General features: G+C 72.3%; 10 protein-coding genes. All 10 read right to left on the bottom strand.

Annotation, left to right across the window (positions count from 1 at the left end; genetic code table 11):
• On the bottom strand, positions 1 to 1,797 hold a 1,797-nt coding region (locus Q0195_RS13920), incomplete at its 3' end, for an ABC transporter ATP-binding protein (protein WP_299279552.1).
• Positions 1,798 to 1,881: 84 nt separating this feature from the next.
• Positions 1,882 to 3,312 (bottom strand): glycosyltransferase, encoded by a 1,431-nt coding sequence (locus tag Q0195_RS13925; protein ID WP_299279554.1) that lies wholly within the window; start codon positions 3,310 to 3,312, stop codon positions 1,882 to 1,884.
• The gene (locus Q0195_RS13930; protein ID WP_299279556.1) at positions 3,309 to 4,490 is read right to left on the bottom strand and encodes a glycosyltransferase family 4 protein; all 1,182 of its coding nucleotides are present in this window, start codon (positions 4,488 to 4,490) and stop codon (positions 3,309 to 3,311) included. The genes Q0195_RS13925 and Q0195_RS13930 overlap by 4 nt, the downstream gene beginning before the upstream one ends.
• A 255-nt stretch (positions 4,491 to 4,745) precedes the next feature.
• Positions 4,746 to 5,942: a CAP domain-containing protein gene (locus tag Q0195_RS13935; protein ID WP_299279558.1), complete on the bottom strand. Its 1,197-nt coding sequence runs from the start codon at positions 5,940 to 5,942 to the stop codon at positions 4,746 to 4,748.
• Between the two features lie 108 nt (positions 5,943 to 6,050).
• Positions 6,051 to 7,052, bottom strand: coding sequence for a sugar phosphate isomerase/epimerase family protein (locus tag Q0195_RS13940; protein WP_299279560.1), 1,002 nt, complete (start codon positions 7,050 to 7,052; stop codon positions 6,051 to 6,053).
• Between the two features lies 1 nt (position 7,053).
• Positions 7,054 to 8,232, bottom strand: a complete 1,179-nt coding sequence (locus tag Q0195_RS13945; RefSeq protein ID WP_299279561.1) for a Gfo/Idh/MocA family oxidoreductase — start codon at positions 8,230 to 8,232, stop codon at positions 7,054 to 7,056.
• A gap of 81 nt (positions 8,233 to 8,313) precedes the next feature.
• A complete protein-coding gene (locus Q0195_RS13950) occupies positions 8,314 to 9,387 on the bottom strand; it encodes a substrate-binding domain-containing protein (RefSeq protein WP_299279563.1) in 1,074 nt (357 codons plus the stop codon).
• 60 nt (positions 9,388 to 9,447) lie between these two features.
• Complete coding sequence (locus tag Q0195_RS13955) at positions 9,448 to 10,530, bottom strand: ABC transporter permease (protein ID WP_299279565.1); 1,083 nt, start codon at positions 10,528 to 10,530, stop codon at positions 9,448 to 9,450.
• Complete coding sequence (locus tag Q0195_RS13960; RefSeq protein WP_299279567.1) at positions 10,527 to 12,047, bottom strand: sugar ABC transporter ATP-binding protein; 1,521 nt, start codon at positions 12,045 to 12,047, stop codon at positions 10,527 to 10,529. Before Q0195_RS13960 ends, Q0195_RS13955 begins: the two co-directional genes overlap by 4 nt.
• Before the next feature lie 233 nt (positions 12,048 to 12,280).
• A partial coding sequence (locus tag Q0195_RS13965; protein WP_299279569.1) for a hypothetical protein occupies positions 12,281 to 12,631 on the bottom strand: 351 nt, incomplete at its 5' end.

The following is a 12,631-nucleotide window of genomic DNA, read 5'->3' on the forward strand; positions in this document are numbered from 1 at the left end:
GAGGCCGGCCAGCGCCGCCTGCTCGGCGAAGTCGGGCACCTGGGCGACGACCTCCTCGAAGGTGCCCTGGGCCACGAGCCGGCCGTCGCGCAGGAAGAAGACGATGTCGGAGTCGCGGATCGTCGCCAGCCGGTGCGCGACGGTGATGACGGTGACGTCGCCGTGCAGGTCGTCGATCGCCCGGGTGACCGCCGCCTCGGTCGCCGTGTCGAGGGCGCTGGTCGCCTCGTCCATGACGAGCACCCGCGGGTCGTTGTACAGCCCACGGGCGATACCGAGCCGCTGGCGCTGGCCGCCGGAGAGCGCCACGCCGCGCTCGCCGATGCGGGCGTAGATGCCGCCCTCACGCGCGTCGATCGTCTCGAGCAGCTGCGCGCGGGCGAGCGCGGTCCGCACCCGGGCCTCGTCGACCTTCTCCACGTCCCACGTCAGCGCGACGTTCTCCGCGACCGTGGCGTCGAAGAGCGAGACGTCCTGCGGGACGTAGCCGATGCGACGCCGCCAGGAGTCGAGCACCAGCTCCAGCCGCTCCCCGCCGACCTCGACGTGGCCGGACGTCGGCTCCAGCAGGCCGAGGAGGATGTCCACCATCGTCGACTTGCCCGCCCCGGACGCCCCGACGAAGGCGACGTGGGAGCCGGCCGGGATGTGCAGGCTCACCCGGTCCAGGGCCGGGACGTCGGCACCGGGGTAGGTGAAGGTGACCTCGTGGAGCACGATGTCGGGGTGCTCGACGGTGAGCTCGTGCTGCGGCCGCTCGGCGGCCCGCCGGGCGAGCAACGCCTCGGAGTCGGTGATGTCGGCGACCACCTGCCGCGCGTACGCGGCGTTGGAGTTCACCGTCGACTGGACGGTCTGCATCCGGGTGAGGGAGGGGACGAGCCGGAACCCGGCCACGCCGAACATCCCGACGGCGGCGACCGCCCGCGCGACGCCGTTGCCGCTGCCCGCCCCGGCGAGGTAGCCGACGCCGGCGATGAGCGCGAAGCCGAGGATGAGCGCGGTCTCCAGCACGTAGCGCGGGACCTGCCCGAGGAAGCTCGCCTCCGCCCGGGCCCGGGAGGACTGGGTCCGGGTGGCGTGGACGCGCTCCTGGACGTCGGGGGTCCGCCCGGCGAGCGTGACCTCCTTGAGCGCCCCGAGGGCCTCCGACAGCACCCGGACCGTGCGCTGGGACCAGGTGCGGTTCTCCCGCCCGCTCGCCACGGCCCGCGGGGAGATGACGCCGGCGAGGAGCGCCGCCACGAGCAGGAGGTAGACGATGGTCACCGCCGCGACGAGCGGGTCGAAGACGACGATAGCGACGACGACGGCGAGCATCGTACCGACCTCGCCGAACAGGGTCATCGACGGGATGAGGACACCGGCCACCGTCACCCCGACGCCGACATCGACGGTGCGCACCAGCTCGGAGGTGTTCTTCGCCAGCCGGTCCTCCCACGGGGAGGCGAGGTAGGCAGCGAGCAGCCGGTCACCGATCGCCACCTCGTGACGGGCGAAGCGCCGGGTGGCGAGGCGCAGTAGCGCGACCGCGCACACGCCCTTGACCACGATGACGACACACACGGTGACGAGCGCGGTGACCTGCCCCGTCGTCGAGCCGAGGTCACCGACGAGCGGCAGGGAGGTCTCCCCGCCGCTGAGCACCGACTGGAGCAGGGTGCCGACGAGCCCGAGTGCGACGAGGTCGAGCAGGGCGAGCGCCGCGGTGAGGACCCCGTACGTGAGCAGGAAGCGCCGGCTGCCGGGTGGCAGCACCCTGAGCAGGGGGCGGACGACGCTCAGCACGTTCCTCACCCTGGCGAGTGTACGGGCGGGGGTCGTCGCGGCGACGCGGTCGCCGGGCCCGGCCTGCGGTGCGCGTGGGCGGTGCCTGCCTGGTCAGCCCAGCAGCCGGCGGTACAGCGCGAGCAGCCGCCGCTCCTCCCCCTCCCAGGTGAGCTCGGCGGCGGCCGCGCGCGCGGCCTGCCGGTAACGGGCGGGGTCGGCGAGGATGCGGCTGATCGTCCCGGCCATGGCGGTCGCCTCGGCGCCCGTGGCGGCCGGCGGTCGGCCGTCGCCGACGAGCCCGAAGATCTCCCCGACGCCGTAGCGCTCCACGACCTCGCGGGTGTCCGGCAGGTCGGCCGCCGCGACCGGGATGCCGGCGTGGATGGCCTCGAAGAGCTTGTTCGGTAGGGAGTACTCGTAGGACAGGCACGTCGGGCGCACGAAGACGACGGAGAGGTCGGCGTCGGCGAGCGCGCCGGTGACCTCGTGGGGGGCGACCTTGCCGACGAAGTGGACCCGGTGCCGTACCCCGACGGCCTCGGCGCGGCGCTCGAGAGCGGCGAGGTAGCCGGCGTCGCCGTAGCCGAGGACGACGAGGTGGACGTCGTCGGCCAGGAGCGCCAGGCTCGCAATGGTCTCCTCCAGGCCGCGGCTCGTGGTGATCCGACCGCCGTAGGCGATGACGCGGGCCCCGGGTCCCAGACCCGCGAGCTCGCGCAGGCGGCCCACGGCGGGGTCGGGCGGCGCGGTGGCCACCGGGATGTTGCGGACCAGGACGGGTTCCTCGGGCAGCCGGTAGGTGCGCTGCAGCCACCGGGCGATGGACGGCGAGACGGTGATGACGCCGTCGGCGCGCCTGGCCACGTACCGCTCGATGACCGCCTCGACGTGCTTGCCGACCGGCCGGTCGCGCACGTTGCGGTGGCGCCACAGCTCATGGGAGTCGTAGACGAGACGCGCGCCGGCGCGGCGGGCGATGAGGTGGCCCGGCGCGAGGGTGTTGCCGTCGTTGGCGTGGACGACGTCGGGGCTCCGGCGGCGTCCCTCGCGGACGGCCAGCGCCCAGTAGTGCACGAGGATCATCGTGCGTGCGAGCCGGTCGACCGGGTCGAGCAGCCGGGCGAGGAGGGCGCTGCGCAGCGCCGGGCGCGGGTCGGCGGTGGGCGCGGTGTCCGCAGCGTCGCCGGCGGTGGGCGGTGAGCCGGGAGGTGGGTCGCTCGGGAGCGCGCCGCCGGGGCGGGCGCGCACGCGGCGGGCCAGGGCGCGGGCGCGGGTCAGCGCCCGCTTGAGGCGCGGGACCCAGGTGATGAACCCGGGCTCACGCAGGCGCACGAGCTCGGCGCCGTCCGGCAGCCGCTCCACTGTCGGCGGGTAGCCCAGGTGGGTACGCGCCACCGCCAGGATGGTCACCTGCGCACCCGCGCGGCGCAGCGAGTGGGCGGTCTTGAGCACGCGCGAGTCCGCGTGCGCGTCGTTGTAGACGAGCACGACGACGCGGACGGGTCGCCCGTCGTCGTGCCGGGGCAGGGTCGTCTCGCTCACCGGGGGCTCCTCGCTGCCTGCTCGACCACCTGGACCACGCGCCGGGCGGCTGCCGAGGCGGAGACGTGCTCGGCCGCCCACGCCGCGCGTCGCGCCCGCTCCGGGGAGTCGGGCCGCGACTCCCCCGCGGAGTCGTCGAGGGCGGTGACCATGGCCTGGGCGACGGCGTCGACGTCGTGGTCGACTGCCTGTCCCAGACGGCCCTCGGCGACGAGCTCCCGGGCCGGGCCCACCCCGGCGAAGAGCACCGGTGTCCCGCAGGCGGCAGCGGCGTAGAGCTTGGAGGGGAAGGCGAAGGCGTAAGGGCCGGGGAGCACGGAGGCCAGCGCCGCGCGCGCCCCGCGGATCCACCGGGCGACCTCCTGCGGTGCCATCCGGGGCAGGAAGGTCACGGCGCCGGGTGCCAGCGCCTCCGCCTGCCGGCGCATCGCGGCGACGTCGCTCCCCTGTCCGATGAACACCAGCCGGGCGTCCGGTCGCGCGGCGGCGACGCGGCCCATGGCCCGGGTGAACACGTCCGCCCCGTGCACCTCGGAGGCGGTCCCGGTGTACACGAGGTAGGGGTGGTCGTCCTGCACGGCGGGTCCGTCGGGCCGGAACACCTCGGTGTCCACACCGTTGCCGACCAGCGTCGCGTCCGCACCGAGCGCCCGGACCCGCTCCACCACTCCGGTGGACGTGGCGACCACCCGGTGCGCGGCGCGCAGCACCCACCCCTCCAGCGCCCGCAGCACCGTGGCCACGAGCCCCGGCATCCCGGCGGTGACGACGGCGTCGGACCAGATGTCGGCCGCGTAGTAGATCACCGGGCGCCGGCGGAGGCGGGTGACCACAGCGGCGACGAGCCCGGTGGTGGGCGGGGGCTCGACGACGACGGCGTCCGGGCGCCGGGTGAGCAGGAGGCGCAGGGCGAGGGGCACGTCGAAGCTGAGGTACTGGAGGTAGCCGCGGACGTAGCCGTCCCGGTCGCGCAGCACCGGCCACCGCCGCACCCGGACCCCGGGCGGGGGGACGTAGCGGCCGGGCGCCGTCGTGGTCAGGACGGTGACCCGGTGCCCGGCGTCGGCGAGCGCCCGGACGAGCGCGCCGAGGCGCAGGGACGCGGCGGCAGGCTCGGGGGCGAAGATGCGGGTCGCGACGACGACGTGCAGCGACCTGCCCACGTGCTCCCCTCCCATGCCGGCTCCTCCTGGGGCAGCCTAGTAGTCGGCGGGCCGGGGAGGCGCTGACGTCGGCAGGTGGGCTGTCCGTGGGACGTGAGCCCTCGGTGGGAAGTGAGCTCTCGGTGGGAAGTCAGCTCTCGGTGAGAAGTGGGCTCTCGGTGAGAAGTGAGCTCTCGGTGGGAAGTCAGCTGTCGGTGGCTGCTCCACCTGGGCCGTCGGTGGCTGCTCCGCCTGGGCTGTGGGTGGCTGCTCCGCCGGCCGTGGTGGGGGTCAGGAGCAGTTCCGGACGAAGCGCTGGGTGTTGTACACCAGGTCCCCGGCCTTGACCGTGCCGACGGCCACATGGGTGTTGTTCGGGTTGAGGATGCCCGCCCGGTGGACCGGGGAGTTCATGTACCAGTCCATGGCGTCCTGCGGGTCGGGGTCGGCGCCGCCGCGCTGGTAGGTGCGCACGATGTGCTCACCGCCGGCGGTGCAGCCCACCTCCTCGGCGTCGCTGCGGATGGTCGCGGAGTCCGCGTGCTCGATGACGCCCTGGGATGCCATCCACTGCGAGTGGCGCAGCGCAGCCGGGCGCAGCTCGGGCACGACGTCCACCGGCGGGGCCCCCGCCTCGGCCCGCACCTCGTTGATGATCTCCACCATCCGGGCGTCGTAGGCGTCGCGGTCGCTGAGCTCGGGCTCCTCGTACACCCGGCGCAGGCCGACGGTGTCGCTGCCGTCGCCGTCCCAGTCGCCGACCATCGCCTTGTCCGAGCTGCGGCCGAAGGTCATGACGATGTCGGCCTCGCCGCCGCTGAGGGTGTTGCGGACATGGAACTGGTTGCCGCGCCGCACCCCGAGCGTGTCGCGCCCGTCCCCGTCCCAGTCACCGACGCCGACGCGGTCGTCCGCGCGGCCGTAGGGGACGACGCTGTCGGCGTCACCGCCGCTGATGGAGTTCTTCAGGTGGTACACCTTGCCGCGCCGCACCCCGAGCGTGTCGCGCCCGTCCCCGTCCCAGTCCCCGATGAGGACGGTGTCCTCGTCGCGGCCGTAGGTGACGACCATGTCGGCCTCGCCGCTGGAGAGGGAGTTCTTGAAGTGGTACTCGTCGCCCCGGCGCACGACCGGGGTGTCGACGCCGTCGCCGTCCCAGTCGCCCATATAGACGATGTCTCCGGAGCGGCCGTAGCTCACGACGCGGTCCGCCGCACCGCCGGAGAGGCTGTTCTTGAAGTGGTAGGTCTTGCCGCGGCGCACCGCCAGGGTGTCCCCGCCGCGGCCGTCCCAGTTCCCCACGAACAGGCGGTCGTCGTCCCGCCCGTAGGCGAAGCTCTCGTGGACCACTCCGCGCCACTCGTTGGTGAGGTAGAAGCGGTCACCGTAGCCGTCGACCTCGGCCCCTTTTCCCGCGGCGGGCGCCGCGACCAGGAGCAGGCCGAGTGTGAGGCCCGCTGCCGTCCCCGTCCGTCGTCGCATGGTCATCGTCGATCCCCCCGGTTCGGTCCGGGGGCCAACGTACGTCGGTGGGGCGCAGGAAGCATCTCGGGCCCCGCGTGCCGACCGGCGGCACCCGGGGCCCGAGCAGCGAGGTCAGCGCGTGCTGAAGGCGGCGTCGAACGCAGCCTCGGACGGCTTGAAGGACAGCTTGCGCACGAACTCCAGCGCCTCCGGGGCGCCGATGAGGCGGTCCATGCCGGCGTCCTCCCACTCGACCGACAGCGGTCCGTCGTAGCCGATGTGGTTGAGCATCCGCATGGCGTCCTCCCACGGCACGTCACCGCGGCCGGTGGAGATGAAGTCCCAGCCGCGCCGCGGGTCGGCCCACGGCAGGTGCGAGCCGAGGCGGCCGTTGCGGCCGTTGAGCCGGCGCTTGGAGTCCTTGCAGTGGACGTGGTAGATCCGGTCCTTGAAGTCGAGGAGGAAGGCCACCGGGTCGAGGTCCTGCCACATGAAGTGGCTCGGGTCCCAGTTGAGGCCGAAGGCCTCGCGGTGGCCGATGGCCTCCAGGGTGCGCACCGTCGTCCAGTAGTCGTAGGCGATCTCCGAGGGGTGGACCTCGTGGGCGAAGCGCACCCCGACCTCGTCGAAGACGTCGAGGATCGGGTTCCACCGGTCGGCGAAGTCGCGGTAGCCCGCCTCCACGAGCTCCTCGGAGGCCGGCGGGAACATCGCGACGAACTTCCAGATGGACGAGCCGGTGAACCCGGTGACCGTCTTGACGCCGAGCCGCGCGGCGGCCCGGGCGGTCATCTTCATCTCCTCGGCGGCGCGCCGGCGCACCCCCTCGGGGTCGCCGTCGCCCCAGATCCGGTCGGGCAGGATGTCGCGGTGGCGCTCGTCGATCGGGTCGTCGCACACCGCCTGGCCCTTGAGGTGGTTGGCGATGGCGTAGACCTTGAGTCCGTTCTTCTCCAGGATGTCGAGCCGGTTCTGGACGTAGGCGTCGTCCTCGGCGGCTCGCCACGGGTCGAGGTGGTCACCCCAGCAGGCGATCTCCAGGCCGTCGTAGCCCCACTCGCCGGCGAGCCGGGCCACCTCCTCGAAGGGGAGGTCGGCCCACTGACCGGTGAACAGCGTGATCGGTCGAGCCATGTCAGTCTCCAATCTCGGTGAACGTGCTGTGCTGCGCGCTGGACCGCTCGACGGCGTCGAGGACGCGCTGGACGTGCAGCCCGTCGGCGAAGGACGGGGTCGGGTCCTCCCCCGCCGCGATGGCGCGGACGAGGTCGACCACCTGGTGGACGAAGCCGTGCTCGTACCCCAGCCCGTGACCCGCGGGCCACCAGGCCTCGATGTACGGGTGGACGGGCTCGGTGACGAGGATGCGGCGGAAGCCGGCCTCGGCCGCCGGTGCGGTGGCGTCGTAGAAGTGGAGGACGTTCATGTCCTCGAAGTCGAAGGCGATGGAGCCGGTCGAGCCGTTGACCTCGATGCGCATCGCGTTCTTGCGGCCCCAGGCGAAGCGGGTCGCCTCGAGGACCGCCGGTGCCCCGCTCTCCAGCCGGGCGGTGAACAGGGCGGCGTCGTCCACGGTGACCGGGCCGCGCTCGGTGCCGGCGGTGCCGTGGAGGCCGCTGAAGCTCTCGGCCACCGGACGCTCCTTGACGAACGTCTCCATCATCCCGGAGACGCCGCGGAAGCGCTGGCCGGTGACGAACTGGGTGAGGTCGATGATGTGGGCGCCGATGTCGCCCAGTGCGCCGGAGCCGGCCTTCTCCTTGTCCAGCCGCCACGAGAGCGGGGCATCGGCGTCGGCCAGCCAGTCCTGGAGGTACTGGGCGCGGACCTGGCGGACCTCCCCGATCCGGCCCTCGGCGACGAGCCGACGCGCGAGCTGGACCGCGGGGACCCGCCGGTAGGTGAAGCCGACCATCGCCCGCACGCCGTTGGCGCGCGCTGCGTCGGCTGCTGCGGCCATCTGCTCGGCCTCGGCGACCGAGTTGGCCATCGGCTTCTCCACGAGGACGTGCTTGCCGGCCTCGAGGGCGGCGACCGCGATCTCGGCGTGCGTGTCTCCCGGTGTACAGATGTCGACGATGTCGACGTCGTCACGCTCGATGACCCGGCGCCAGTCGGTCTCGACGGCGTCCCATCCCAGCTGGCGCGCGGCGGCGGTCGCCCGTTCCTCGTTGCGGCCCGAGAGCACCGCCATGTGGGGCTCGAGTGGCAGGTCGAAGAAGCGGTGCGCGTTGCGCCACGCCTGGGAGTGGGCCCGCCCCATGAAGGCGTACCCGATCATCGCCACGCCGATGCGCGGCCTGTCCTCGCTCATTGGAATCTCGCTCCTTAGCTCAGGTGGTGCACGATCCCCGGGGGTGCCACGGTCGTGCGCACCCCCGGGGATCTCGTCATGTCAGGACTCGAACGCCGAATCGATGTACTGGTCGACGTTCTCCGCCGTCACGACCGGCGCGTACAGCTGGATGAGGCGCGGCACCTCGACCTCGACGAGGTCCGCCATCGCCTTCTGCTGGGCGAGCAGGCGGGCGAGGCGGATACCGTCGGCGGCCTGCGTGGACGGGTAGATGACGGTGGCCTCGACGAGGGAGTCGCCGGACTGGATCTCCCGCATCATGTTGGCCGAGCCCGCACCGCCGACGACGAAGAACTCGTCGCGGCCGGCGTTCTCGATCGCCTGCATGACGCCGACACCCTGGTCGTCGTCGTGGTTCCAGATGGCGTCGATCTGCGGGGCCGCCTGGAGCAGGTTGGCCGTCGCGGACTCACCGCCCTGGACGGTGAAGTCGCCGGCCACCCGGTTGGAGACCTCCAGGCCGCACTCGGACAGCGCGTCGGCGAAGCCCTGGCTGCGGTCCTGGGTCAGCGGCAGGTTGTCGATACCGGCGATCTCGGCGATGACGGCGTCGGACTGGCCGCCGAGCCGCTCGCAGATGTACTGGCCGGCGCTCACGCCCATGCCGTAGTTGTCACCGAGGATGGTGACGCGGGCGGCGTTCGGGTCGGAGAACTCCCGGTCGACGTTGACGACCGGGATCCCGGCCTGCATGGCCTCGAGCGCGACACCGGTGAGCGCGGCGCCGTCGAAGGGCAGGATGACGATGGCGTCGACACCCTCGTTGATGAACGTCTCGACCTGGCTGATCTGCAGGTTGACGTCGTTGGTGCCCTCGGCGATGCGCAGGTCGATGTCCTCGTACTTCTCGGCCTCACGCTGCGCTGCCGTGGTGATCGCCGCCATCCAGCCGTGGTCGGCCGCGGGGGCGGAGAAGCCGATGGTGACGGTCTCCCCGACCTCGTCGTTGTTCGAGCTGGCCTGCTGGGTGGTGGCCGAGCCGGTGTCACCGTTGCCGGTGCTGGTGTCCTCCACCTCCTCGGGCGTGTTGCCGGTGCAGCCGGCCAGGAGCAGGGCGGCAGAGACACCTGCGGCGACGGCGAACCGGCGACGCGTGGTCGTGCGTGCGGACATGAGGTTCCTCCTTGAACGGATGGAGCGGTGCTGACAGGGATATAGAGGGGGTACTGGGGACTAGCCGGAGGCCTTGTTGGCGAAGCGCTGCTGGAGCAGGACGGCCAGGACGATGATCGCGCCCTTGGCCACCGACTGGACCGAGGTGGACAGGTTGTTCAGGACGAAGATGTTGTTGAGGGTCGCGAAGATGAGGACGCCCAGGACGGTGCCGACGATGGTGCCGCGGCCTCCGACGAGGAGCGTGCCACCGACGACGACGGCGGCGATGACGTCGAGCTCGAAGAGCATGCCGTGGGTCGACGTCCCGGCGCCGGTGCGGGCCATCATCGTGACCGCCGCGATCCCGGCGGTGAAGCCGGCGAGCGCGAAGAGGTACATCGTGTGCCGCTGGATCTTGATGCCGGCGAGGCGAGCCGCCTCCGGGTTGCCGCCCACCGCGATGGTGCGACGCCCGAAGGTCGTGCGGTTGAGGAGCACCCAGCCGAGCGCGGCGACGACGACGAAGACCCAGACGATCATCGGCAGACCCAGGACGTCCCCACCGAAGAAGCTCTTGAACGGGGTGACGTTGATGATCTGCGTCCGGCGGCCGGAGATGATCTCCGCCAGCCCGCGGGCGCCGACGAGCATGGCAAGGGTGGCGATGAAGGAGACCACGCGCCCGTAGGCGACGACGATGCCGTTGACCAGTCCGGCTGCGGTCCCCACCGCGAGCGCGGTGAAGACCATGACGATCCAGTGCGTGTCCTGGGCCATCGTCTGGGTCGCCAGGGTGGTGGCCCACACCGTGGCGAGACCCAGGACCGAGCCGACGGACAGGTCGATGCCGCCGCCGGTGATGACGAAGGTCATCCCGACGCTGAGGATGCCGACCGTCGCGGCGAAGGCGACGACCGTCGTGAAGTTGTCCGCGCTGAGGAAGCGCTCGCCCGCCGTGACGTACCCGGCGACGCAGAGCAGCAGCAACGCGATGACCAGCCCGAGGTTCCGGGCCAGCCCGGATCCGCCGAACCGGCGTCGGGCGCGGCTCTGCGTCGGTGTCGCGTTCTCGGCCTCCGGGGCGAGGTCGCGGTTGGTGGGCGGCAGGGCCGGGGAGCTCGCCCCGGCCGCGGAGGTCTCTGCCGCTGCGTTCTCACTCATGCGTGAGTTCCTTCCATGACGAGGTCGAGCACGCCGTGCTCGTCGATCTGGTCAGCAGGTCCGTGGTGGACCACCCGGCCTTCGGCGATGACGAGGACGTCGTCGGCCAGGCCGAGGACCTCCTCGATCTCGCTGGAGACCAGGAGCACCGCGGCCCCCGACGCGGCGAGTCGCCGGATGAGGGTGTAGATCTCCGCCCGTGCACCGACGTCGACACCCCGCGTCGGTTCGTCGAGCAGGAGGATGTCGCAGCCGTGGACGAGCCACCGGGCGAGCATCGCCTTCTGCTGGTTGCCGCCGGAGAGGGTCCGGATCTTGCGTTCGCCGTCGGGCGGGGAGAGCTGGAGGGAGCGGATCTGCTCGGCGGCAACCTTCCGCTCGGCGCGCTCGTCGAGGAAGGACGAGCGGGCGAAGCGGGCGAAGGTGGACAGGGTGATGTTGCGGAACACGGGCTCGTCGAGCAGGAGGCCCTGGCTCTTGCGCTCCTCCGGGGCGAACCCGATCCCGGCGGCGACGGCCGCGGGCACCGAGCCGGGCCGCAGCGCCTTGCCGCGGACCCGCACCGTACCGCCCGTGGCCTTGCGGGCGCCGTACACGGTCTCGAGGATCTCCGAGCGTCCGGCACCGACGAGGCCGGCGAGCCCGACGATCTCCCCGGCCCGCACCGTGAAGGACACGTCCTCGAAGACGCCGGCGAGGGAGAGGTTCTCGACCTCGAGCAGGGGCTCGCCCCGCTCGTGGTCGCCGCGTCCGCCGCCGAAGTCGCTCTCGACGCTCCGCCCGGTCATGAGCCGGATGAGGTCGGCCGTGGGGGTGTCCGCGACCGCGAGGTTCTCCGCCACGGTCCGCCCGTCCTTGAGCACGGTGATGCGGTCCCCGATCTGGCGGATCTCCTCGAGGCGGTGGGAGATGTAGATGACCGCGACACCCGAGGCGGACAGCGCGCGCACCACCCGGAAGAGGTTCTCCACCTCCTCGGGGTCGAGCACCGCGGAGGGCTCGTCCATGATGATGACGCGGGCGTCGCGGGACAGCGCACGGGCCATCGACACGACCTGCTTGCCCGCCGCGGACAGGCGCCCGACCTCACGTCCCGGGGAGATCTCCGGGTGGCCCAGGCGCTTGAGCAGGTCCCGGGCCCGGGCGTGGGCCTCGTGGCGGCGCAGGAGCCCGCCGCGCGTGATCTCGTGGCCGAGGAAGATGTTCTCGGCCACGCTCAGACCGTCGACGACGTCGAGCTCCTGGTACATCGTCGCGACGCCGAGCTCGAGGGCGGCCATCGGGGAGTCGATGGTGACGACCTCGCCGTTGAGCCGGATCTCCCCGGCGTCGGGTTGGTGGGCACCGGCAAGCACCTTGATGAGGGTGGACTTGCCGGCGCCGTTCTGGCCGAGCAGGCAGTGCACCTCGCCGGCGCGCACCTCGAGGTCGACGCCGTCGAGCGCCTTCGCGCCCGGGAAGTGCTTCACGATGCCCGTCAGGCGAAGGAGGGGGGGTGTGGGGTCCGCTGTGACCATGGCCTCACTGTACGAGAGCATTTGGATGACCGTCAATCAAAAGTGTGGCAGGAATTGTAACAGTTACGTCACCAAGCCGCTGGAAGCGTCTCCGGTTCCGTGAGGGGCGGTGTGCCGCGGTCGGTTCCCCCTCCCCCAGGGAGAGCCGCGCCGGCGCCTCGAGGGCGCCGGCGCCGCTGGGGCGACAGCTGGGTCCCCCGGCGACGGAGGACCCAGCTGTCGCCGTCGGCGGCTCAGCTGACGGAGGCAGCTGCCCCGATCACCAGGCCACCGGTGGCGGTGTGGGCGGAGACGGGCGCCGGGCCGACGGGTCGGCGCACGCCGAGCGTATCGGTCCCGTTGCCGTCCCAGTCACCCACCAGCACCTCGTCGTTGCCGCGACCGAAGGTGACCACCCGCTCCGCCGGCCCACCACGCAGCGAGTTGCTCACGTGGTAGGAGGCACCGCGGCGGACCGCGAAGGTGTCCTTGCCGTCACCGTCCCAGTCACCGACCAGCACCTGGTCACCGGCCCGGCCGTAGCTGAACACCACGTCGGCGTCCCCACCACGCAGAGAGTTCTTCACGTGGTAGGTCGACCCGCG

The organism is uncultured Georgenia sp. (assembly GCF_937958535.1).
In the GTDB taxonomy this organism is placed as follows: domain Bacteria; phylum Actinomycetota; class Actinomycetes; order Actinomycetales; family Actinomycetaceae; genus Oceanitalea.